Origin of the sequence: Streptococcus sanguinis (genome assembly GCF_020729765.1) — a bacterium.
GTDB classification, from domain to species: domain Bacteria; phylum Bacillota; class Bacilli; order Lactobacillales; family Streptococcaceae; genus Streptococcus; species Streptococcus sanguinis_Q.
Window position 1 is genome coordinate 383994 of sequence record NZ_JAJEPD010000023.1, and the last position, 21951, is coordinate 405944.

Annotated in this window: 24 protein-coding genes; all 24 read right to left on the reverse strand. The window is 47.6% G+C overall.

The genetic code is table 11. The features are described from left to right. Positions 1–5 precede the first annotated feature (5 nt). Positions 6–581 carry a cob(I)yrinic acid a,c-diamide adenosyltransferase gene (locus K4H96_RS03605; RefSeq protein WP_223337410.1) on the reverse strand — a complete coding sequence of 192 codons (576 nt, stop codon included), beginning with the start codon at positions 579–581 and terminating at the stop codon, positions 6–8. Continuing rightward, on the reverse strand, positions 578–2077 hold the full coding sequence (locus K4H96_RS03610) for a cobyric acid synthase (RefSeq protein ID WP_223337409.1): 1500 nt from the start codon (positions 2075–2077) through the stop codon (positions 578–580). Before K4H96_RS03610 ends, K4H96_RS03605 begins: the two co-directional genes overlap by 4 nt. Then, a complete protein-coding gene (locus tag K4H96_RS03615; RefSeq protein WP_002898254.1) occupies positions 2062–2877 on the reverse strand; it encodes an energy-coupling factor ABC transporter ATP-binding protein in 816 nt (271 codons plus the stop codon). Before K4H96_RS03615 ends, K4H96_RS03610 begins: the two co-directional genes overlap by 16 nt. A gap of 62 nt (positions 2878–2939) precedes the next feature. Then, positions 2940–3614 carry a CbiQ family ECF transporter T component gene (locus K4H96_RS03620; protein WP_002932250.1) on the reverse strand — a complete coding sequence of 225 codons (675 nt, stop codon included), beginning with the start codon at positions 3612–3614 and terminating at the stop codon, positions 2940–2942. Between the two features lie 116 nt (positions 3615–3730). Beyond that, a complete protein-coding gene (locus K4H96_RS03625; protein ID WP_002896451.1) occupies positions 3731–4036 on the reverse strand; it encodes an energy-coupling factor ABC transporter substrate-binding protein in 306 nt (101 codons plus the stop codon). Further along, positions 4033–4767 (reverse strand): energy-coupling factor ABC transporter permease, encoded by a 735-nt coding sequence (locus K4H96_RS03630; protein WP_002901131.1) that lies wholly within the window; start codon positions 4765–4767, stop codon positions 4033–4035. The genes K4H96_RS03625 and K4H96_RS03630 overlap by 4 nt, the downstream gene beginning before the upstream one ends. A gap of 69 nt (positions 4768–4836) precedes the next feature. Continuing rightward, positions 4837–5538: a cobalt-factor II C(20)-methyltransferase gene (locus tag K4H96_RS03635; protein ID WP_223337408.1), complete on the reverse strand. Its 702-nt coding sequence runs from the start codon at positions 5536–5538 to the stop codon at positions 4837–4839. A 9-nt stretch (positions 5539–5547) separates the two neighbouring features. Then, a complete protein-coding gene (locus K4H96_RS03640) occupies positions 5548–6315 on the reverse strand; it encodes a sirohydrochlorin cobaltochelatase (protein ID WP_223337407.1) in 768 nt (255 codons plus the stop codon). 13 nt (positions 6316–6328) lie between these two features. Further along, positions 6329–7768: a uroporphyrinogen-III C-methyltransferase gene (gene cobA / locus K4H96_RS03645; protein WP_223337406.1), complete on the reverse strand. Its 1440-nt coding sequence runs from the start codon at positions 7766–7768 to the stop codon at positions 6329–6331. Positions 7769–7786: 18 nt separating this feature from the next. Next, positions 7787–8536: a precorrin-6A reductase gene (cobK, locus tag K4H96_RS03650; protein ID WP_111676397.1), complete on the reverse strand. Its 750-nt coding sequence runs from the start codon at positions 8534–8536 to the stop codon at positions 7787–7789. Next, on the reverse strand, positions 8533–9258 hold the full coding sequence (gene cobJ, locus K4H96_RS03655) for a precorrin-3B C(17)-methyltransferase (RefSeq protein WP_125407471.1): 726 nt from the start codon (positions 9256–9258) through the stop codon (positions 8533–8535). The genes cobK and cobJ overlap by 4 nt, the downstream gene beginning before the upstream one ends. A gap of 76 nt (positions 9259–9334) precedes the next feature. Next, positions 9335–10396 carry a cobalt-precorrin 5A hydrolase gene (gene cbiG / locus K4H96_RS03660; RefSeq protein WP_223337405.1) on the reverse strand — a complete coding sequence of 354 codons (1062 nt, stop codon included), beginning with the start codon at positions 10394–10396 and terminating at the stop codon, positions 9335–9337. Continuing rightward, on the reverse strand, positions 10386–11159 hold the full coding sequence (locus tag K4H96_RS03665) for a cobalt-precorrin-4 methyltransferase (RefSeq protein ID WP_002896463.1): 774 nt from the start codon (positions 11157–11159) through the stop codon (positions 10386–10388). The genes cbiG and K4H96_RS03665 overlap by 11 nt, the downstream gene beginning before the upstream one ends. Beyond that, complete coding sequence (locus tag K4H96_RS03670; RefSeq protein WP_004188187.1) at positions 11159–11728, reverse strand: decarboxylating cobalt-precorrin-6B (C(15))-methyltransferase; 570 nt, start codon at positions 11726–11728, stop codon at positions 11159–11161. The genes K4H96_RS03665 and K4H96_RS03670 overlap by 1 nt, the downstream gene beginning before the upstream one ends. Further along, positions 11700–12332, reverse strand: a complete 633-nt coding sequence (locus K4H96_RS03675; RefSeq protein ID WP_223337404.1) for a cobalt-precorrin-7 (C(5))-methyltransferase — start codon at positions 12330–12332, stop codon at positions 11700–11702. Before K4H96_RS03675 ends, K4H96_RS03670 begins: the two co-directional genes overlap by 29 nt. Continuing rightward, positions 12323–13450: a cobalt-precorrin-5B (C(1))-methyltransferase CbiD gene (gene cbiD, locus K4H96_RS03680; protein ID WP_223337403.1), complete on the reverse strand. Its 1128-nt coding sequence runs from the start codon at positions 13448–13450 to the stop codon at positions 12323–12325. Before cbiD ends, K4H96_RS03675 begins: the two co-directional genes overlap by 10 nt. Beyond that, complete coding sequence (locus K4H96_RS03685) at positions 13450–14154, reverse strand: cobalt-precorrin-8 methylmutase (RefSeq protein ID WP_223337402.1); 705 nt, start codon at positions 14152–14154, stop codon at positions 13450–13452. The genes cbiD and K4H96_RS03685 overlap by 1 nt, the downstream gene beginning before the upstream one ends. Continuing rightward, the gene (locus K4H96_RS03690; protein ID WP_002910554.1) at positions 14155–14853 is read right to left on the reverse strand and encodes a cobalt-precorrin-8 methylmutase; all 699 of its coding nucleotides are present in this window, start codon (positions 14851–14853) and stop codon (positions 14155–14157) included. A 9-nt stretch (positions 14854–14862) separates the two neighbouring features. After that, positions 14863–15813 (reverse strand): adenosylcobinamide-phosphate synthase CbiB, encoded by a 951-nt coding sequence (gene cbiB, locus K4H96_RS03695; protein WP_223337401.1) that lies wholly within the window; start codon positions 15811–15813, stop codon positions 14863–14865. Position 15814: 1 nt separating this feature from the next. Further along, a complete protein-coding gene (locus K4H96_RS03700; protein ID WP_223337400.1) occupies positions 15815–17173 on the reverse strand; it encodes a cobyrinate a,c-diamide synthase in 1359 nt (452 codons plus the stop codon). Between the two features lie 300 nt (positions 17174–17473). Continuing rightward, on the reverse strand, positions 17474–19231 hold the full coding sequence (locus tag K4H96_RS03705) for an ABC transporter ATP-binding protein (RefSeq protein ID WP_223337399.1): 1758 nt from the start codon (positions 19229–19231) through the stop codon (positions 17474–17476). Next, entirely contained in the window at positions 19221–20987 is a 1767-nt protein-coding gene (locus K4H96_RS03710) for an ABC transporter ATP-binding protein (RefSeq protein WP_061592191.1), read from the reverse strand. The genes K4H96_RS03705 and K4H96_RS03710 overlap by 11 nt, the downstream gene beginning before the upstream one ends. After that, a complete protein-coding gene (locus K4H96_RS03715) occupies positions 20980–21438 on the reverse strand; it encodes a MarR family winged helix-turn-helix transcriptional regulator (protein WP_002934875.1) in 459 nt (152 codons plus the stop codon). Before K4H96_RS03715 ends, K4H96_RS03710 begins: the two co-directional genes overlap by 8 nt. A gap of 174 nt (positions 21439–21612) precedes the next feature. Further along, complete coding sequence (locus tag K4H96_RS03720) at positions 21613–21948, reverse strand: hypothetical protein (RefSeq protein WP_002903845.1); 336 nt, start codon at positions 21946–21948, stop codon at positions 21613–21615. Positions 21949–21951 lie beyond the last annotated feature (3 nt).

Consider the following 21951-nt stretch of genomic DNA (forward strand, 5'->3'; position numbering starts at 1 on the left):
TTCTCCTATTTCTTTTCCCGAAAGATTTTCGCGCTGCGTTTGTAAACTGTATCTGGCTCCTCTAGGCGGTCATTGACCAATCGAGCCAGCACAAAAAAGTAATCCGACAGACGGTTGATATAGATCAAGCCTATCTCATTGACCGCTTCTTCTGCCTCTATAACAGCTACCATACGGCGTTCTAGGCGTCTAGTCATGGTGCGGGCCACATGCAGGAGACTCGCAATCCGATGGCCGCCCGGAATGATAAAGCGGTCGATTTTCGGAGGAATATACATATACTCGTCCATCCGCTCCTCCAGCCAGCTGACATTGGCTGGCTCTTGCTTGTAGGGGCGTAACTCCCGCGGCGTAGCCAAGTCGCTGCCGCAGTCAAATAGATGCTGCTGGATTTCCTCGCATTCCAGACGTAGGTCATCCAAGATAGGATAGTCGCGCATCTCAGATACGACATAGCCTAGATGAGAGCATAGCTCATCCATCGTTCCATAAGCTTCGACCCGAATATGGGTCTTGGATACTCGGTCCCCACCGTAGAGCCGTGTAAAGCCCTTGTCTCCGTATTTCGTATAAATTCTCATTTTTCTTCTCTGTTGATGATTTGATAGATCTGCTCCATATCCAAAGACTGGCGCAGGACGTCTGCCAACTTATCATACTCTCTATCTTTAAAGTCTTTGATACTGACAAGCTGGTCCTCTAGCGGCTCTAAGCCCTTAGCCAGCCGAAGTTCATTCAGGTACTGACGAGTCCATTCTAGATTGTCAAAGACCCCATGAAGGTAGGTCCCTTGCACCTGCCCGCCATAAGCCACTGCTCCATCCAGACGCTCGGTTGCCTCACCATTTTGCTCCTTGATGATGGAGAATGGCTCCAGACTATCCGCCAGCTGGGTTTCCCCCATGTGAATCTCGTAGCCCTCTAGCTCTTGCCCCTCATGCAGGGCTCTGACCTGAGTCGTCCGCTTGACCGGCTGAAGCACCGTCTCTGTCTCTAAAATTCCCAGACCGCTAATCTCTTCTAAGTCAGACTCTAGGTGCAGCGGATCGCTAATCTTCTGCCCCAGCAGCTGATAGCCGCCACAGATACCAAAGATTCGCACGCCCTGCTCCAGACACGCGAGAATCTCGGCTTCAAGACCAGACTCGCACAGATAGTTCATGTCTTCAATGGTGTTTTTACTGCCCGGCAGAATCAAGAGGTCCGGTCGACCGATTGCATCCCCAGGCTGGACATAGCGGACAGAAACATCCGGCTGGATTTCTAAACTATGAAAATCCGTAAAGTTGGACAGGCGCTTGAGGCTGACAACTGCGATATCCAGACTCTTTCTGCTATCAAAGCGCCGGCTCTTCTGCACCAGTGCGACACTGTCTTCGCTGTCAATATCCAGCTGGGCATAAGGCACGACCCCGATAACCGGCACCTGGGTCAGCTCCTCAATCATATCAATGCCAGACTGCAGCAAGGCCACATCGCCGCGGAATTTATTGATAATAACCCCCTTGATCCGCTTGCGATCCTCAGGCGGCATGAGCTCAATCGTTCCGTAGATAGAGGCAAAAACGCCTCCCTTATCAATATCCGCCACTAAAATCACTGGCGCATCAACCAGCTTGGCCATGCCCATATTGACAATGTCTCGGTCATTGAGATTGATTTCAGCTGGACTGCCAGCGCCCTCAATGACGATGATATCATTCTCAGCGCCCAGCTCCTCATAGACTTCCTTAATCTTAGGCAGGAGCCGCTGCTTGTATTCATGGTATTCGACGGCATCCATATCCCGCAGGACACGTCCTAAAAAGACGACCTGAGACTTGCGGTCAGAGGTTGGCTTGAGCAGGACTGGATTCATGCGGACATCTGGCTCCTTGCCAGCTGCCTCAGCCTGAACGACCTGAGCCCGGCCCATTTCATCTCCTTTTTTGGTGATAAAGGAATTAAGCGCCATATTCTGCGACTTAAAAGGCACCACTTCTAGGCCATCCTGCTTAAAAATCCGACAGAGACCCGACGCAATAATGCTTTTTCCAGCATCTGAGGCAGTTCCCTGTACCATCAATGATTTGACCATTTTACATTTCCTCCTAGCTGCTCAAAGAAAGCAGCTTCATTTTCTGCCAGTGGCGTCTGGATAGTCTGATGAAGCTTGACAATCCAAGGCACAGCCAAGCCTGCCTCTACTAGCAGATTTCCCTGCTGGAAGAAATCAAACTTGCTGCCCTCCGCAATCAAATGCCCTTTCTGCAGCAGGTAGGCATAGTCGCAGCAGTCATACATCAGATCCATGTCATGGCTGGATACGATGATGTTTGTCCCAGCCTGAACCAGCTTTTTCATGGTCTCGGCCATCTGATCCCGCCCTTTGGGATCCAATCCTGCCGTAGGCTCATCAAGCAGCAGATACTTGGGCTGCAGGGCCAGCATGCCAGCAATAGCCACCCGCTTTTTCTGGCCATAGCTCAGATACTGCAGCGGTCTGTCCTGCAGATGAGAAATGTCCATCATCTCTAAAGCCGTCGCCACTCTGCTGGTTATCTCGTCTTCTTCATAGCCTAAGTTTTCCAAGGCCATGCCAATATCGTCCTTCACAATGGTATAAAAGAGCTGCTGCTCTGGATTTTGAAAGACCATATTGACATGCTGCCGATACTGGAACAAGGCCTTCTTAGAGTCGCCTACAGGCTGACCATCATATAAAACACTGCCCTTCTGCGGTTGGAGCAGTCGGGTGATGATTTTCATGATGGTAGACTTACCTGAACCGTTGACTCCCAGAATGCCAGTAATCCGGCCCTCTTCGAAGTCCATAGAAATATCGTGCAGCGTTGGATTTTCGTCATACGAAAAAGAAATATTCTTTACTTGTAACATCTATGTTTCCTATCTACTTTCCATTATAGTATAAAAGCAGTCTTATTGTAAATGCGCTTTCATTATTCACTGTGCTCTGCATCAAATCTTAGCGTCAGTACTTCATTTAAATGCTGATTATCATCTAGCAATTTAACAAAAAGAGTATTGGCTAATCTGCCCCAAGCTTGGTGTTGCTTCCTTTTATTGTAAAAGGAGAATTTCAAGTCCAAGGTATCCCGAATGGTCACAAACTCATAGAAGACCAGGAAAATAAAGCGATACATGAGGACAATCAAGTCTAGCAGTACCCGTGGCACATGCATGGCTTTAAAAAGCCGCAGCATCTGAGCAAAAGGCACCGTCAGGACAAAGAAATAAGTCGAAACCAAAGATGAATAGATGCGCAAGAGGATAAAAATGGTCTGCTGGACAGAGGATTGGCTGATGCCCAGATAGCCCTGACCTAAAGGCAAGGCCAGCAAGAGCTGCTCCTGACTGTTCTGATAGGTCAAGACAAAGGTCAAGAGACTAATCAGGATAAAGATACTGGCATGCAGATACCACTTCAGATAGCGCAGCCACGGAAGCCGAGCCACATAGCAAGTCAGAGGCGCCACCAAGACGATAAGTCCTAGCTGCAGACTCCTGACACCAGAAAAGCTGGCAGCTAACAAGAGCAGATAGATGACAAATTTATAAGCAACCGGCAGATTTTTCAGCCGATTTTGATAGGCGTATTTATCAATCGCAAACAAGTGGAGGTCTCCTTTCTAGCTTTGTTTTTACCATGCCCCCAGTACAGAGCAGCTCCGGTCCCAAACAAGCTGAATCGCTATCAAGAACCAGAGCTCTCTCATACTGTTGAAGGCTTTTATTTATGTTCAGAGTTTTCCTTTTGTTGGCCTTGCTTTTTCCCTTTGTGGTAGCCAATGACATAGAAGATGATACCCGCTCCGATACTGCCTTGCAGGGTGAAGAGCAGACTTTCTACTTCCGGACCTGCTGGCTCAAAAATTGGTGAAAACCAAGGCTCATAGTCCTTTTGGATAGAGCTAATGGTTTTTTCAGCAGCGTCATCTGTTCCACTGTATTCCACACCCTTAGGTGCAAAGATAAAGGCAGCTAGAGTGACTGCTACTGCAGCCAAGATTAAGATGATATTCTTGTATTTTTTCATTTGAACAGACCTGCTCTTTCTTTGACATTTTCTGAGATTAAGTTATAGAGGACAACTGTCAGCAATCCTTCTACGATAGCGATTGGGATTTGAGTAGTCAAGAAGACACCCATGAATTTCAGTGCAGAACCAACAAAGCCACTGTTAGCATCAGGGAAGACCAAACCGAGCTGGATAGAAGTTGTCGCATAAGTCGCCAAGTCCGCAATCACAGCACAGATAAAGATTGAAACCGGTGTAGAAAGCTTGATGGATTTAGCAAACTTGTAAACGAAATAACCAACAAATGGACCAACCACTGCCATTGAGAATGCATTGGCACCCAGAGTTGTCAAGCCGCCGTGAGCCAAGAGAAGGGCTTGGAAGAGCAAGCAGATGGTTCCCAAAACGCTGATAACGGATGGGCCAAACATAGCTGTCCCCAGACCAACCCCGGTCGGATGCGAACTAGATCCTGTAACAGACGGAATCTTCAAAGAAGACAGGATAAAGATAAAGGCACCGGACAAGGCCAACATAGTCTTGGAATTTGGATCCTCTGCAACGATTTTCTTGATGCGCATCAATCCTACTACAAAGAAAGGCAGGAATACGGCGAACCAGAAGATACACCAAAAGAGTGGAAGATAGCCTTCCATGATATGCATAGCTGACACAGACTGGGTACTCAGTACCGCCAAAATAGCCAGCAAGGCAACAAAAGTTACTTTTTTATTTTTTAATAGTTTCATGTTTTTTTCCTTTTCTAAGAGCCTGAGCTCACAAGAATGAATCTTCATCCTTGAACATAGACTCTGATTTTAAAAAATCTTCTTTTTCACGAGGAAGGTAGTAAAATAAGGCAACTTGGTCTCTGGTGTGATTCCTTCGAGACCCAGCAGAGTCTGCTGCTTATCCGTCGAAGAGTTGCTAACCATAAAAGTCTGCTGCAAGAGACCGAGCTTTTCAAGCAGAGGCAGGACTGTATCCAGGTGATTGGCTACCTTCATGATCACAATCGAGTCATGTAGCTCAAGCGCCGCCTCAATCTTCTCAGCAGAAGCCGTAGCCGGCATGACCGCCAGAGACTCCTCATCCATGGTCAGGGGCTGACCTAGCTCAGAAGCCATGCTGCAAAAAGAGGTAATGCCAGGGATGGTCTGACAGTCGATTTCCTTTTCCAACAGGGCCAGCAGATAGCTGTAAGTGCTGTAGACCATGGGGTCTCCCAATGTGACAAAGCCAACATTCTTGCCAGACCTCACATCCTCTGCGATTTCAGCAGAGATAGCCTGCCACTGGACTTCCTTGGTCGAATTGGAACGGACCATAGGGAAATGCCGCTGCTTGATTTCCAGATGCTCTTTCAGATAGGGCTCCGCAATGCCTAATGCAAAGCTCTTGCTTCCCTTCTTAGCCTCTGGTGTATAGAGAATATCTAAGTCTTCCAAAAGCCGACTGGCCTTGATAGTCACTAGCTCGCTATCACCCGGTCCCACACCAATTCCGTAAAATTTTGCCATTCCTTCCTCCTATTCGATGATTTCTTCTAAGTGCTGGATGTAGAGCTGCTGAACCTCAGGGTATTCGCCCAGACCAACCAGATGAGCCTTGACTTCATATCCCCGCTCCTTGAAGAAGTGATACCAAGAACCTTCCTCATCTGAGCTCATATCATTGGTCGCATGGTCGCCCGCTACCAGCATGAAAGGTGCCAGGTGAACTTCTCGGACACCCTCTTTCTTCAGTTCCTGCTCAATCAGCTCAACCGGAGGATAGCTCTCTACACATCCGATATAGACTGAGCTTCCCTTCATCATATGATCCAAGGCTGCATAAGCTGTAAAGGCATAATGCTGGCTGCCATGGCCCATCAAAACTGTTGCTGCATCCTGACCCTCATGGCCATACCGTTCCAGCAGAATATCCTTGACAGCCTCATAGTCTTCCTGACTATTGAGCAGAGGCTTGGCAACGACTAGCTTTTTAAAAGCTGATTCAAACTCTTTGGCTTGGGTGAGAATCTTCTCATACTCGCTGCCCAAAATGACATGGAGAGGCTGGATATAGACCACTTCAGTACCCGCTTCCAAGAGCTGCTCCAAAACCTCTTTGACCGTAGGGATATCTAGCCCTTCCTGCTTCTTAATCCGCCGTCTAACGACATTTGAGGTAAAAGCACGATGGACCGGATAATCTGGAAAATGTTCCTGAATGGCCTGCTCACAAGCCTCGATTGTTTTGCGTCTGGTCTCGGGATAGGTCGTTCCGAAACTGACTACTACTATAGCTTTACTCATGACCTGCATCCTTTCAGAGAATTTCCCGACATTTATCGATGATGGAAGCAATAGTCGCTTCATCCGTCTCAACAATCTTGCTAAAGCCTGCTTCCTCTAAAACAGCCCGCGTGCTGGCACCCATGACAACGATTGGAACATCCTTCCAGTCATATCCAGCTTCTTGACTGGCTGCGACAAAGTTCATGGCCGCAGCAGAGTTCGGAAGACAGACAACTTCAATCTCTGACCAATTGTCACTGCTAATCTGACTGTCAAAGGCCAGTCTGTGACTAGCAATAATCGGCAGCGAATAGAGTTCTGCCAGACTGGCTTTCTTATGCTCAGCTGTCAGAATATACCAGTTGCCGCCTTCTTTTTCAAGAGCAGCTGCAAAATCCGCATCCGACTGCTGAGGCGTCATCCGATCCAGTACAATACCGCTCGCTTCGATAGACTTAGCCGTATGATGACCAATAGCCGCAAAGCGGATGTGCGGCAGACTGCGCAAGTCTCTGCCTGCCTTGCGGAGGGCTTTCAAAAAGAGAGGCCAGCTCTGCATGTCTGCAAAGAGGAGACCGTCTACCTGCTCTAAATCCGGTAGTTGCAAGTCTAACTCTTCAACCAAATCTCGACCTGGGAAAGTGGTCAGCGCAGCTCCAGCATCCCTGAGCAAGCGAGGCAATCTGCCCGTCTCTGACTGCTGGATAAAGATTTTCCGACCGAACAGAGGCAGATTCTCATGGAAATTTAGCTGCTGCCTATAGGCTACGACATCACCTACCACGATGACACTCGGCGCCTTAAAGTTCTCAGCTTCTGCTAGTTCTACTATGTTACCCAAGGTTCCTTCCACCGAGCGCTGCTGAGGATGGGTTCCCCATTCAACGATGGCGGCTGGCTTGTCCTTACCATAGCCTCTAGCCGTCAGCTCTTGGACGATGGAAGGCAGATTTTTCATGCCCATGAGGAAGACCAAGGTCCCTTTGAGCTCAGAAATTGCTTCCCAATTGAGCATTTCTGTCTCATCCTTGAGATGGGCTGTAAAGACGTGGAAACTCGTCGCTACATCTCGGTAGGTCATAGGAATCCCAGCATAGGTCAGACCAGCCACAGCAGAGGTGATGCCTGGCACCACTTCAAAGTCCACACCGGCTTCCACCAGCTTGACTCCTTCTTCTCCGCCCCGGCCAAAGATATAGGGATCACCGCTCTTAAGGCGGACTACCCGCTTACCCTGACGGGCTTTTTCGATGAGAATCTTTTCAATCTCTTCCTGTCGGATGCAGGGCTGGCCTGGCTTTTTACCGACATCTATCTTTTCGCAGTCAGACTTTAGATGCTGAAAGAGCTCTTGATTGACCAAGCGGTCAAAGACCAATACATCTGCTTCTTGAAGCCGTCTCTTTCCTTTGAGGGTCAACAACTCCGCATCGCCTGGACCTGCTCCCAGTAATGTTACTAAACCGGACATTTTTTCTCCTTTTATTAGCTATTTTGTCAGATAAGCCTCTAGCTCTTCTAAGCTAGAAACCATCTGCGGATAGGCCACAATTGGCCGAGAGATGATAATGCAGTCCATCCCCAGCTCTTGACAGCCATCAATCTTTTCACGAATACCACCGACGGTACCGCTCTCCTTGGAAACAAAGACATCTGCTCCTGAACGCAGCAAGAGCTCTTTATTACACTCTTTGGAAAATGGAGCCTTAATCGCATCAATCTGATCTGCTACCAGTCCCAGTTGTTCACAAGCCAGAAGCACTTCCGAAGTCGGCAGAACGCGAACGACAATCCGCTGCTCTGGTAGGCCCTTAACAAAGAGCGGCAAGGTCTTGCTGCCCGTTCCCAGATAAACAGTCTTGTAGCCGCGCTTGGCAATCTCATCAATCGCTTCTTGGGTCGAATGCACCACGATGGCTCCGCTCAAATCCAAGGTCGCCTGGCGCTCAAAGCGCAGGTAAGATACACCGGCCATCTCTGCCGCCCGAATGGCTTCCTTGGAAACAATATCCGCAAAAGGATGAGTTGCATCAATGATTTCATCCACATCATTTTCTTTGATAAAGGCAACCATGTCTTCGGCTGTCAGCCGACCCTGAATGACCGGCTGGCCGAATTTGGAAGCCAAGTGCCGACCATAGTCTGTGACAACAGAGCTTGTTACATCAATCTTCATGCGGTCAAGCACTTCTAAAATAGCGGTGCTGTCGGATGTCCCTCCCAGCAGTAATTTCATCATAAAGTATATCCTCGAGGTGTAATCATGCGTCCGTTTTTAACATAAGTTTCTTTGTTTCCAACGATAACGATTGTCGTCATATCTACCAAAGTTTCATCTAAGTCTTTGATAGTCGTCAAGATGATTTCCTCATCCTTACGGCCAATATCCTTACCGATACCGACAATAGTATCCTCTGACTTATACTCAGACATGATAGAAAGTGCTTTTGCTAGATGGTCTGGACGTCCCTTACTCCGAGGGTTGTAAAGGCAGACAACAAAGTCACCTTGAGCTGCGGCATGCAGACGCTTTTCAATCATTTCCCAAGGCGTCATCAAGTCACTCAGACTGATATGACAGAAGTCGTTCATGAGGGGAGCTCCCATCGCTGCAGCTGCACCCAGACTAGCTGTGATACCTGGAACCACTTTAACTTCTACATCACTGGCATCTCCCAGCAATTCTAAAATCAAGCCAGCCATTCCATAGACTCCAGCATCTCCACTGGAAACAACTCCGACATTTTTGCCAGTCTCTCTAGCTAAATCAATGGCCTTTTGACAACGGTCGATTTCCTGGCGCATACCATTCGCTACGAGCTCCTTGTCCTTGACCAAATCAAGAATCAACCGCATATAAGTCGAGTAGCCGACGATAATTTCACAATCGGCTATAGCAGTCAATGCTTCTTGTGACATCAATTCTTCTTTACCTGGGCCTAATCCGATAACGTATAACATATATTTTTTCTCCTTTATGGGTATGATTAAACTTTATAAGGGCAGTTGGTTCATAGGACCATCTGCTTTTTTTGATTTACTTTTTAATTATTGCTTTTGCAAGCGCATAGGTACAGCCGTTCTTGGCAAAACGCTCTGTCAGGACTTGACCCTGACTGGCCAGATCTGCGCTGGCCAAGGCGACACTGCCGACTCCGACTGTCTTTTTAACAAATTCTGACTGAGGATAGCGGTCTGCTACAACAGACAGTTCTTCCTTACTAAAGGTTTCAAAGGGACAGCTCAATTCCTCAGCCAAGGCCAGAATGGCTGCTTCATCCTTCTTGACATCAATGCTGACGATTTTGGAAATCTCACTGGCAGAAATCCCCTGCTGCTGACAAAATTCCTCAAAGCCTTCTCGAAAGACAGCAGGAGCCACATCTTTCCTAGCACCAACTCCTAAGATATAAGGTTGAGGATAGATGAGAGCCAGGTTTTCTCTTTGAATATCCTTTTTTTCAGCAGTCAGGAGAATCAGCGGTTCCGTTCCTTTGAGAACAGCCGCAAGTTCTTCCTCATCCACCAGAGTCAGACCGCGAAGGTCCGTAACCCAGTCCTTTTCCTGATAGAAATAGACGGTTCGGCCGCTGCCTAGATAGCTGTTGAAAGGTTTGATGAATTCTCTCAATTCCGGCCGCCAGCCATTGACTGATTGAGCCAGATTGTCTAGAGCTGTTACATTTTGCACATCTGTCGCTGTCGTGATAACAGGATTTGAACCGAGCAATTCTGCGATGTCTCGCGTCACTTGATTGGCTCCACCTAGATGTCCGCTCAGCAGGCTGATGACATTGGTCGCTTTCTCATCCATGACCACTACTGCTGGATCGCTCGCCTTGTCTTTCAAGACTGATGCAATAGCTCGCACAACTGCCCCGATAGCCATGATACAAATGAGAACATCCACTTCCTGAAAGAGCTGACCAAGCGCCTCAATCACACGTCCTTCGATGGCAATGACCCTGTCATCTGCCAAGCGAGGCGTCGTATAGATAGGGATTTCCTTGCCCAGCTTTTCTCGCAGAGTCAGAGCCAAGTCCTTGCCGACCGCTGTCACTGTTGCGATTGCGTAGCGAGGTTGCGAATTACTTGGCATGGCTGCTCTTCCCCCGTCTAAACTCATGCTGGAAATCCGCATGGTAGAGCTTGGAATAGTAGAATTCCTGACCTAAAAAATCACCAACCAAAATCAAAGCTGTCTTTCTAATTTTAGCTTCCTTGACCTTCTCAGCAATATTTGTCAAATCACCAAACACCTTCTTTTCATCCGGCCAAGTCGCCTTGTAAATGACAGCCACAGGCGTTTCAGGAGGATAGCCACCCTCGATCAGCTCGCTGACGACCTTTTCGATACCTTGAACGGACAGGAAGATAGCCATAGAGGTCCGGTGCTGAGCATAGCTTTTCAGGGATTCCCGATCTGGCACAGGCGTCCGGCCGGCCATCCGAGTGATGATGAGGCTTTGAGAAACCTCTGGCACGGTATACTCCGCCCCGATACTGGAAGCAGCTCCCAGAAAAGAACTGACGCCCGGCGTACAGTCAAACTCTATGTCGCGCTTCTTCATCTCTTCGATCTGCTCTCGAATGGAGCCATAAATGGAGAAATCTCCCGTCTGCAGGCGAACTACATCTTTACCAGCCTTGACTCCAGCCTCCATGACATCGATGATTTCCATCAAGTGCATGCTGGCGCTGTCGTGAATCTCAGCTCCTTCCTTACAGTAGTTGAGCAGGTCTGGATTGACCAAGGATCCCGCATAAATGACCACATCAGCCTCAGACAGCTGCTTGTAACCTTTTAGCGTAATCAGTTCCACATCACCTGGGCCTGCTCCAACAAAATGTACTTTGGACATCAATTAGCCTCTCTTTCTTTTTTCTTACAGGAAACGATAATGGTCGGATTCTGAGGCTTGAAGTAGTGGCCCTTGCCTATACCTGTCCAGCGGCTAGCCTGAACCGAGACAATCTCTAGATCCTCCCAGTCCATCTGCTCCGCTATTTGAGCTGCTTCTAGAGCATTCTCAAGAAGGATAAAATTCAAGACCAGCCGACCGCCCGGCTCCATGAGTTGGGCACACCAGTCGAAAATCTCCTGCATGTTGCCCCCAGTCCCTCCGACAAAAATGGCATCAAAGGATCCTTCCAGCTCAATCGGAGCCAGTCCTTGATGGAGACGGACATTGTGGCAGCCAAAATGCTGGATATTCTCCTGCGTCAAGGCCACCGCGTCTTCATTGCGCTCCACTGCCACCACTTCCAGTTCTGGATAGGTTCGGGCTGCCTGAATCGTGACACTGCCAGTGCCAGAGCCGACATCCAGCATGCGCTTGGCTCGATGCAGCTCCAACTTATCCAAACTGATGGCTCTGACTTCTTCCTTAGTCATAGGGACTTTAGCCCTGATAAATTCCGAATCCCTCATCTAACACCACCACCACATTCATTTCATATTCTCTATCTTCTACCTCACTCGCAGGCAGAATGGTAATACGCTCGTCTTCATAACTCAGCTGCTCACCAATGACTATCACCTTATCTAAGCCTCTTTTAACGGCCTCTTGAGCAATCTCGTAGGGGCCAACTTTCTGATCGGTCACCATAAAGACTTTGGACAGACTCATAATCAAGTCAAAGTTAGGTGCCTTAGCATGGCTGCTCGTCAGATAAGCATCGTTCATGGGCAGGGCAATTCTGCTGGCCAGATACTGCATGGCACTGATTCCCGGTGAGATGACCACGCGCCCCTTGAACTTCTCTGACAGCCACTTGCCCAAGCCGTAAATCAGCGGGTCACCTGAGGCCAGATATAGAATTTCTTCATCCTCACCAAAGCTCTCCAGCAATTCTGCCAGCGCAGCTAATTTTTTAGGAGGGACCAGGCCCTTATCCCGATAAGCCGGCGGTAAAATTTCCAGATGGCGTTCACTTCCCAAAATGCGGTCAGCCTTTTCAAAATAGGCTTCCTGTCCCAGAAGACCATAGCTCGGATCTCCCGGACCAATTCCGATAACATAAATCATGTCCATTCCTCCTTTATCTGCTCTAAAGGCTGAGTTGATGCCAGATAGCCTTCCTCAGTCCCAAAGACGACCACTTCAATATTGACTTCTGGCTTACGATAGCGGAGCAGACGCTCACTTCTAGCCTTAATCTTATCCGCCAATACCTGATATACACCCTCATAAGAAAATTCTTTAATGGCTGTTCCAGCTGCCTCGGTCGTCAAGCACTTATCAACCTTTTCCAACAGCTCCATAGGCGCCCCCATCAGGGCTAGATTAGCCACCAGCGTTTCCATACGGGCATCCGAGTCCTTACTGTGGGTAGAGAAAATCCCAGCCGCCACTTTGACAAACTTGCCCATGTGACCAATCATCAAAACCTTGGTAAAGCCGATGCGCTGCACTTCTTTGAGGACATGTCCGACAAAGTTACTCATATTGACGATGCGCCCAGCTGGAATCCCCACAGTATTAGTAGCAAAATCTTCACCGTAATTTCCCGGTACCAAGACGACTGAACGATGTCCTTGATTGTAGAGCATGGTCAGCTCAATCGTAATGGACGCTTTCCAGCTATCCTCGGACATAGGATTGACAATCCCTGTCGTTCCCAAAATTGAAATACCACCGACAATACCTAGTCTGGAATTGTAGGTCAGCTTGGCTGTCTCTTCCCCACCAGGAACGGAAATGATGACCCGCGCCCCACAGTTGGGACCGATAATTTCACGGACATGCTGCTCAATCATCCGTCTAGGAGTCGGATTGATAGCCGCCATGCCGACATCGCAGGCCAGCCCCTTCTCGGTCACGCGCCCGACGCCCTGACCTCCGTCAATCTCGATTTCCTTCTGATCTGGCAGAAGAGTCACGGTCGAATAAATCAAGAGTCCGTGCGTCGCATCCGCATCATCGCCGCCATCTTTTTCAATGGCCGCGGTCGCTTCTTCTGGTCCGAAGGAAGGATTGTGAACATCCATGGTCACTTCCACGCCTGAAGCCGTATGCACAGTAACCTTTTCTTCCCTTTCCTGATTTAAGATCATGCTCAAGGCTGCAACAGTCGCTGCCGTTGCGCAAGTACCAGTTGTAAAACCTTTTCTTAATTTCTTTCCATTGACATAAGCGTATTCATCCATCATCAGCCCTCTCCTTTCTCCGGAGCCTGCTTTTTATCTGAAACACTGTAACGCTCATAGTCTGTAGTGTCGAGCTTGAGCTGGTAGAGAATGGCATTGACCACAGCTGCTGCGATGGTACTGCCGCCCTTTTGACCCAGTGCTGCGATAGAAGGCACAGAACTTTCATGCAGCTTGAGCTTGGATTCTGCCGCTCCGACAAAGCCGACCGGAACTCCGACAACCGCATCCGGCTGCAAGCTCCCCTCTTCAACCATATCCAAAACCTTAAAGATAGAAGTTGGAGCATTCCCAAAGACAAAGAGCTTTGGACCGTCCACTTTAGCTGAATATTCTACAGCAGCCATGGAGCGAGTGATTCCTTTCTCCTTAGCTTCCTTAAAAATTGCTGGCTCATTGACCAGACAACGGTAGGAAACACCTAGATCATCTAGCAATTTCTTATTAAAACCGCCCAATACCATGGTTGTATCCGTAAAAATGGTACCCTTATTTCGGAGGACGTAGAGGATCTTCTCAATAACCTGATTGGAAAACTTGATATTGTAGAGGTAGTCAAAGTCTGCACTGGTAAAGACAACCCGCTTGAGCACTGCCTCTTCAAAAGGATCCGAAAAATGAATATCTGGATGCTCTTGATCAATAATTTCCTGAATCTTGCTGAAACTAGCTTCTTCAATCTTGTGCGCTGCTTTTAGATAGGACATCTAGTTCTTTCCTCCTTCTTTACTGGATGGTGTAGAATAACGGACATAGTCATCCGTCACCACTTCCCTCAGCTGGTAGATAATGGCATTGACAATGGCTACTACAATCGTGCTGCCTCCTTTTCTACCGAGATTGACAAGGGCCGGAAGACCTGACTGAAGCAGTTCTTCTTTGGATTCTTCGACATTGATAAAGCCGACTGGAACCCCAATCACCGCGTCCGCTTCTACCAGCCCCTGCTCTGCCAGCTCAATCAAATAAGACAGAGCCGTAGGAGCACCACCGAAGGCAAATACTTTAGGCCCTTCAATCTTAGCTGCTATCTCAACAGCCGCCATAGCTCTGGTAATTTGCTTTTCCTTGGCCAGCGCAACTACTTCTTCATCGCTAATCAAACAGCGGTAGCTCACACCCAGCTGGTCAAGCACGCGTTTATTAATCCCATTGAGAGAAATATTAGAGTCCAGCAGGATGGTACCCTTAGCTCTGATTACCTCTTCAATTTTTTTAAGGACATCGTGCTCAAAGCGCATGGTATAGAGATAATCAAAATCTCCCGTCGTATGGATAGCCCTCTTGATGATGGATTCTTCCATTTCCGAATGGAAGACATAATCAGGATCTTTTTCAGTAATCATAGACTGAATAATTTGAAAGCTCTTTTCCTCAATAGAGGAAGGATTTTGGATATATGTCATAGTATACTCCTAAAAATATGCTTGCATTACTAAATAAAAAAGAGTGAACAAGATTAAACCTATCATGGTGCTTGTATAAAGCAGAGAGATAGCCGTCTGAATATCATCCGCCTCAACCGGTCTGGAAATCTCTCCAATGAACGGCTTCTCAATTAGCTCCCCATGATAGACGTGCGGTCCGCCTAGCTGAATGCCCAGAGCTCCTGCCACAACTGCCTCCGAAAAAGCACTGTTGGGACTGGCATGCTGATAGCGATCACGCCAGCCGATTCGCAGGGCTCCTTTGACATCCAGCAGTAAAATCTGACTGCTGAGAATCAAGAAAAGCCAAGTCAAACGCGCAGGAATCAGATTGGCCAGATCATCCATCTTGGCAGATATGAGACCGATTTTGCGGTATTTCTCCGTCTTGTAGCCTACCATAGAGTCTAAGGTGTTGATTGCCTTATAGGTCATTGCTAGGATTGGTCCGCCTAGAAAAAGGCAGAGCAGGGGGCCGATGACACCGTCACTGGTATTTTCAGCCACCGTCTCAATCGTCGCCTTGCTGATTTCCTCTGGTGTCAGCTGAGAAGTTTCACGGCCGACAATCATGCCAACTTGCTTTCTAGCTTCTTCCAAAGTGCCAAACTTGAGCCTATGGTAAACCTTTTGGGCCTCAAAAGCCAGACTTTTAGCCGCCAGACTGGCATAGGCCAGATAGATCCAGACGATCCAGTAGACGACGGGATGAACCAGACCAGCCAACCAAAGCAGCCCGTAGCTAACTCCCAGCGCCAGTCCAACTGTTGTCAACCAGAGGAAAAAGCCAAACAGATAGGGCGAAAACTGCCTTTTCTCCTGCAAACGCATACATAAATAAATATAGGAACCCATCCACTTGACTGGATGAGGCCAGCTATAGGGGTCGCCAATCAGCCAGTCCAGTAAGACGGCCCAAAAAATTGCAATGAGTGTCATATCAGTTCGCCTCTTTGATATAGTCCAGCCAGTTGACTAGCAGCTGCTCATCCTGATAAAAATGAACATGCAGGTAGCTAGCAAAGGTCCGGCCCTTTTGATAACCGCCTGTCCAGGCAGCTACGACCTGACCGTCTCTGACCTTCTCTAGCTTGAGGACCGTATCTTCCTCCGTTTCAAAGACTGAATGGTGAAACTCATGTCCCCTGACTGCCGTACCTTTAGGACCAAAAAGACTGTCTATCTGCGTTTCTGCTTGACAGTAGCCAAAGCTTTTCAGACCGGGGGTCATCAGGCTCTTGCCCTTGAAAATGCCGACCATCTCATAGACCTGACCCTCTACTTCCAGCAACTCTCCCAGATACATGAGTCCGCCGCATTCTGCGTAGATTGGCCGGCCCTGCTCGTGAGCTTTCTGAACCGAAGCCCGAAAGTCAGCATTTGCCATCAGCTCCTGAGCGTAGACTTCTGGAAAACCGCCGCCAAAATAATAAGCATCTGCAGCTGGCAGTTCCTTATCTTTCAGAGGGCTGAAAGGCACTAGCTGGACATTGAGCTCTCTTAAAAAGTCTAGATTATCTTCGTAGTAAAAGTGGAAAGCATCATCCAAAGCATAAGCCAAAGTCAAGGGCTGATCATTATGGATATGAAAAGGATTGGTCATCCGCTTATGGGGCAGGTCTACCTTTTCCAGCAGCCTGTCTAGATTTATATGCTTGGCTGCTGCCACTCCCAATTCCTCAAATCGACGGTCCAAATCATCCATTTCTACGTCAGGGATTAGACCCAGATGACGCGATGGCAGCTCTGCTGTTGCATTCTTAGGCAAATAGCCCAGCACTTCCACATCCGTATAGCGCTCTATGGCGCCCTTGATGAGTTCATAGTGGTTCTGTGACGCCACCCGATTGATAATGACTCCAGCAATATCCAAATCTGGATCAAAGGTCGCAAATCCATGGACCATAGCAGCTGCTGAGGTGGATGTTGCCTTCCCATCAATAATCAAGATAACCGGAATGCCCAGCTTCTTAGAAACAGAAGCAGAAGACGCACAGTCCTTGTCCGTTCCCAGACCATCAAAGAGCCCCATGACTCCTTCGACTACTGCCACATCCGCATCTCCATGCCATTTATAGTAGGACCAAGCCAGACTCTGTTCGTCCGGTATCATAAAGCTATCCACATTCCGTGACGGCCGCTTGGTAATCCGACTATGATAAGCTGTATCAATATAATCAGGTCCTACCTTATAAGGCTGGACCTGATAACCTCTGTCTGCCAGAGCTTTCAAAATCCCTAGGGTAACTGTGGTCTTTCCGACACCGCTGGAAACACCAGCCAGCATAAATTGCTTCATCGCTTTACTCCAGATTCGCTGATAAAAAAAGTACTACAAAAAAATAAGGAATTTTTATTTTTTTGTAGCACCGTTGCTCACTTATATGTAGAGCAAACACCCCGTTGTGTTCGCTTTCAGTTCTTATATTAAATTTATTTTAATATAAAGCATAAAAGCTGTCAAGTTTTTAATAGAGCATCTGCGAAAAAAGTCAGGATTTTAGAGCGTCTTCACTGAAAAATGAGCATTTTTTACAATTCTGTTAAATTTAAAAAAAAACATCAGAAAAACGAACATTCCTGATGTTTTATTTGAGCATCAACTTGCATCTTCCTCTACAAACTGACTATTATAGAGATCCGCATAGAAGCCATTCTGATCCATGAGTTCATCGTGGTTACCCTGCTCGATGATATTTCCATCGCGCATGACCAAGATAAGATCTGCATTACGAATAGTGGACAGGCGGTGAGCAATGACAAAGGAAGTCCGACCCTCCATGAGTTTGTCCATGGCCTTTTGAATCAGCTCCTCCGTCCGCGTATCGACTGACGAAGTTGCCTCATCCAAGATCAAGAGCGGTGCATCTTTCAACAGAGCACGAGCAATTGTCAATAGCTGCTTCTGACCGACTGATAAGTTGACCGTGTCATCCAGCACTGTATCATAGCCCTGCGGCAGAGTCATGATAAAGTGATGAACACCGACCGCCTTCGCCGCAGCAACAACTGCTTCATCTGTCACATGCTCCTGATTGTAAATCAAGTTCTCCCGAATCGTCCCCTCAAAGAGCCAGGTATCCTGCAAGACCATTGAAAAGGCATCGTGAACCTCAGAGCGTTTCATATCCTTAATATCTATACCATCAATGCTGATACGTCCCTTGTCAATTTCATAGAACTTCATAAGGAGATTAACGATAGTCGTCTTACCAGCACCCGTTGGACCGACAATGGCAATCTTCTGTCCAGCTTTGGCCTGGGCTGAGAAATCATGAATAATGGTCTGGTCCGGCTTGTAGCCAAAGAAGACCTCTTCAAAGGCAACATCCCCCTTGACAGTAGTAAGCTGCTGCTCTTTATGCTGGTCGTCCTCCATATCAGGCTCAGCTAGAAATTCAAAGACACGAACCAGTGCTGCACCAGCCTGCTGCAAGACTGCAATACCTTGGGCAATCTGTGATAAAGGCTGAGAGAAGGTCCGCACATAAACCATAAAGGCGACAATAATTCCGATGCTAATAGAGCCATTAATTGCCAGAGCAGCACCGACCAAAATAACCAGCACATAGGCAAAATTCCCCGTAAAGAACATGAGTGGCATCATCATGCTAGAGATAAATTGTGATTTCCAAATACTGTTATAGAGATTGTGATTGAGAACTGCAAAGCGCTCCTTAGACTTCTCAATGGCATTATAGCTGGTAACAACATTATGACCAGAGTACATCTCCTCCACATAACCGTTTACCGCAGCCAGATCGTTTTGCTGGGCGGTGAAATAGCCCTGAGACTTGCCCATGATGAGGCCGACAAAGACAAAGCCGACTACAGTAGCCAAGATGGTTACCAAGGCCAAGATCCAGTTCATGAAGAACATGGTCAAAACCACAGCCACCAAGAGCAGGCTGGCAGAGATAACATTCCCCAGACTCTGGTTGAGGGATTGGCCGACCGTATCCACGTCATTGGTCACGCGCGATAGTGTATCTCCCTGAGAATGACCATCGAAATAGCCCAGCGGCAGCTTGTTAATTTTCTCTGCAATGGCCGTCCGCAGCCGCTTGGAGAAATACTGGATAACCGTACTGATGATAAAGGACTGCCCGTAGTTGAGCAGAGCTCCGACTGCATAGAGCACGGTCAGCAGAAGGGCAATCTCAGACACAGCTTTTAAATCAATACTGGTAGCCAGACCATCAGAAATGAGATTGGTAATTTCTTTTAATTTATTTGGCCCATAGACCGTGATAATGTTTGACAAGACAGCTCCCACAAATGCCAAAGCAAGAGGAAGCTGGAAGCCTTTGAGATAAGGCCGTATCTGGCTAAATAATGAAGGCTTCTTATTTCCCATTTTCTAATTCCTCCTTGGATAATTGTGAGTAGGCAATTTCTTGATAGACTTCGTTGCTGGCCAAGAGCTCTCTGTGGGTCCCTTGACCGACCACCTTACCAGCATCCAAGACCAAGATTTGATCCGCATCCATGATAGTAGAAATCCGCTGTGCCACGATCAGCTTGGTCATATCCTGCGTCCGCTCAGCCAGTTCCTTGCGCAAAATGCGGTCTGTCTTATAGTCTAGCGCTGAGAAAGAGTCGTCAAAGATGAGGATTTCTGGCTTACGAGCCAAGGCTCTGGCAATGGCCAAACGCTGACGCTGGCCACCAGAGAAGTTGGTCCCGCTTTGAGCCACTTCTGCTTTCAGCCCCTTTTCCTTCTCTTGGACAAAGGGCTTAGCCTGTGCTAGGTCAAGAGCCTCCCACATTTTCTGCTCATCCAGCGGGCTTTCTTTGCTTTGACCGAAGTCCAGATTGCTCTCAATATCGCCAGAGAAAAGCACCGCCTTTTGCGGGATGTAGCCGACCTTATTATGCAGATCTTCCAGCTGGTAATCCTGAACATTGACACCATCTACCAGAATCTCTCCTTCAGTCACATCATAGAAACGAGGGATGAGATTGACTAGAGTGGATTTCCCTGAACCGGTTGAACCGATAAAGGCCACGGTATCACCAGCCTGCGCTGTAAAGCTCACATGCTCAATGACCGCTTCTGAATTATTGGAATAGCGGAAGGACACATCTCGAAAGACCACCTCTCCCTTGCTATCCGCTGCTGCCTTAGGCTGTTCCGGACTGGTGATAGAAGAATGCAGGTCCAGTACTTCATTAATCCGGCCAGCCGATACAATGGTCCGAGGCAGGACAATGAAGAGGGCACCCATGAGCAAGAATCCAATCACAATCTGCATAGCATAGGACATAAAGACGACCATATCACTGAAGAGTGGGAGACGCTCCTGCAGCCCAGCCTCCTGGATCAAATAAGCACCAATCCAGTAAATAGCCAGTGTCAATCCGCTGGAAATCCCCATCATAACTGGATTCATCATGGCCATCAGACGACCGATAAAAAGATTGAGCCGGGTTACTTCATCATTGGCCGCCGCAAATTTCTCATCCTGATAATCCTCAGCATTGTAAGCCCGGACCACGCGAATCCCAGTCAGACTCTCTCTAGTGACACTGTTTAGCTTATCGACCAAGCGTTGCGCAACTGACTGTTTGGGAAAGGCCAATGTCACCAAAACTACTGTCAGCAGGATATTGACTATAACAGCAATAAGAACTGCTATCAGCCAGTTCTCGGACTTGCCAATAATCTTGGTCATGGCCCAAATCGCCATAATCGGTCCCCTGGTCACCACCTGAAGCCCCATGGTAATTAAGGTCTGTACCTGGGTAATATCATTTGTCGTCCGAGTCAGCAGACTAGGGATTGAAAATTTCTTAATCTCCGTCTGCGAATAGTCTAGCACACGGTTGAAAATATCGCTCCGCAAGCTCTGGGTAAAGCTGGCTGCTATACGAGCGGCAAAAAAGCCAACCACAATAGCTGACAGCAAGCTAGCAAAAGACAGGCCGATCATTTTCAGACCTGGCTCCCACAAATCTGCCAAACCAGTCCCTGGTGTTTGCAGCAACTCTGTAATCGTCGAAATATAGGTTGGAACTTCTAATTCCAGATATACCGTTAGGAAGGTGAAGAGCACACTGAGAACAATCATGCTCACTTCCCTTACCGTCAGCCGTTTAAATAACTTAAACATCTTTCCCTCCATTTTCTAAACTTTCGATATTCTGATAAAACTTGGCCATGACTTGAGAAAAAATCAGCAGTTCCTGCTCAGAAACACCATTCAAAATAGAAAGGTTCATTTCATCAAAAAAGTCACGGATTTTTTTCATTCTTTCCTGCGACTGCGGAGTGAGACGGATATATTTAGCCCGCTTGTCTGTCTTGCTAGTTTCCAGTTGGATAAAGCCATTCTTCTCCATCCTTTTCATTAAGTTAGAGGCCACCGATTTGGAAATATCCAACTCCTGCTCAATATCCTTGATAAGGGTATCCTTCCCCTCTTCCATACGACAGGCGACAATATGCAAGACCTGCCCCTGAGGCCCAGCCATGGACTCAATCCCTTGCTCCTTGGCAAGCTTTTCCGCTATGAGATGAATCTTTCGTCCAAAACGCTTCAATTCCAGTAAAGGCTTATCCATACCTGTATCCTTTGTAAAAATAGTTTTCGTGAGAACTATTTTAACACAAGAAAAAAGAAAGTCAAGAAAAAAGTTTCCATGAGAACTATTTTTTCAACAAGAAAAAAAGCGAAGAAAATTTCTTCACCCTTCCTTTCAAACTGACAAACAGCCTAAAAATTGATTGGTCCCGCATTAAAATTTTGAAGAAGAAGCGAGGAATAGAGCCCCTCCAATGATAAGGAGAATGCCTGCAATCCAGCCTATAAATGGAATGGGCGCGATGTTGCTGCTTCCGACGATAAGGAGGACGCCCGCTGCGACACTGAAACGCATTTGACCTTTGTAATAAGCCAAGGAAGTAATTCCCAAGCCCAGAGCTGCCAATTTAATCACCGCTCCCAGTAAATTCAGGCCAGAATCACCTAGTAGGGCTGAAAAAGGAACAAAAAAGATATTCGAGAGCAGCAAAATAGTCCCTCCAATCAAACCAACCAGACCGCTTATCAGTGCTAAAGTTTTTGTTTTCATTTA

Bases quoted from the DNA above. Each gene is read 5' to 3' on its own strand.
- K4H96_RS03605 (WP_223337410.1), bottom strand. From the start codon at position 581: ATGAGAATTTATACGAAATACGGAGACAAGGGCTTTACACGGCTCTAC.
- K4H96_RS03610 (WP_223337409.1), bottom strand. From the start codon at position 2,077: ATGGTCAAATCATTGATGGTACAGGGAACTGCCTCAGATGCTGGAAAA.
- K4H96_RS03615 (WP_002898254.1), bottom strand. From the start codon at position 2,877: ATGTTACAAGTAAAGAATATTTCTTTTTCGTATGACGAAAATCCAACG.
- K4H96_RS03625 (WP_002896451.1), bottom strand. From the start codon at position 4,036: ATGAAAAAATACAAGAATATCATCTTAATCTTGGCTGCAGTAGCAGTC.
- K4H96_RS03630 (WP_002901131.1), bottom strand. From the start codon at position 4,767: ATGAAACTATTAAAAAATAAAAAAGTAACTTTTGTTGCCTTGCTGGCT.
- K4H96_RS03635 (WP_223337408.1), bottom strand. From the start codon at position 5,538: ATGGCAAAATTTTACGGAATTGGTGTGGGACCGGGTGATAGCGAGCTA.
- K4H96_RS03640 (WP_223337407.1), bottom strand. From the start codon at position 6,315: ATGAGTAAAGCTATAGTAGTAGTCAGTTTCGGAACGACCTATCCCGAG.
- cobA (WP_223337406.1), bottom strand. From the start codon at position 7,768: ATGTCCGGTTTAGTAACATTACTGGGAGCAGGTCCAGGCGATGCGGAG.
- cobK (WP_111676397.1), bottom strand. From the start codon at position 8,536: ATGATGAAATTACTGCTGGGAGGGACATCCGACAGCACCGCTATTTTA.
- cobJ (WP_125407471.1), bottom strand. From the start codon at position 9,258: ATGTTATACGTTATCGGATTAGGCCCAGGTAAAGAAGAATTGATGTCA.
- cbiG (WP_223337405.1), bottom strand. From the start codon at position 10,396: ATGCCAAGTAATTCGCAACCTCGCTACGCAATCGCAACAGTGACAGCG.
- K4H96_RS03665 (WP_002896463.1), bottom strand. From the start codon at position 11,159: ATGTCCAAAGTACATTTTGTTGGAGCAGGCCCAGGTGATGTGGAACTG.
- K4H96_RS03670 (WP_004188187.1), bottom strand. From the start codon at position 11,728: ATGAGGGATTCGGAATTTATCAGGGCTAAAGTCCCTATGACTAAGGAA.
- K4H96_RS03675 (WP_223337404.1), bottom strand. From the start codon at position 12,332: ATGGACATGATTTATGTTATCGGAATTGGTCCGGGAGATCCGAGCTAT.
- cbiD (WP_223337403.1), bottom strand. From the start codon at position 13,450: ATGATGGATGAATACGCTTATGTCAATGGAAAGAAATTAAGAAAAGGT.
- K4H96_RS03685 (WP_223337402.1), bottom strand. From the start codon at position 14,154: ATGTCCTATCTAAAAGCAGCGCACAAGATTGAAGAAGCTAGTTTCAGC.
- K4H96_RS03690 (WP_002910554.1), bottom strand. From the start codon at position 14,853: ATGACATATATCCAAAATCCTTCCTCTATTGAGGAAAAGAGCTTTCAA.
- cbiB (WP_223337401.1), bottom strand. From the start codon at position 15,813: ATGACACTCATTGCAATTTTTTGGGCCGTCTTACTGGACTGGCTGATT.
- K4H96_RS03700 (WP_223337400.1), bottom strand. From the start codon at position 17,173: ATGAAGCAATTTATGCTGGCTGGTGTTTCCAGCGGTGTCGGAAAGACC.
- K4H96_RS03705 (WP_223337399.1), bottom strand. From the start codon at position 19,231: ATGGGAAATAAGAAGCCTTCATTATTTAGCCAGATACGGCCTTATCTC.
- K4H96_RS03710 (WP_061592191.1), bottom strand. From the start codon at position 20,987: ATGTTTAAGTTATTTAAACGGCTGACGGTAAGGGAAGTGAGCATGATT.
- K4H96_RS03715 (WP_002934875.1), bottom strand. From the start codon at position 21,438: ATGGATAAGCCTTTACTGGAATTGAAGCGTTTTGGACGAAAGATTCAT.
- K4H96_RS03720 (WP_002903845.1), bottom strand. From the start codon at position 21,948: ATGAAAACAAAAACTTTAGCACTGATAAGCGGTCTGGTTGGTTTGATT.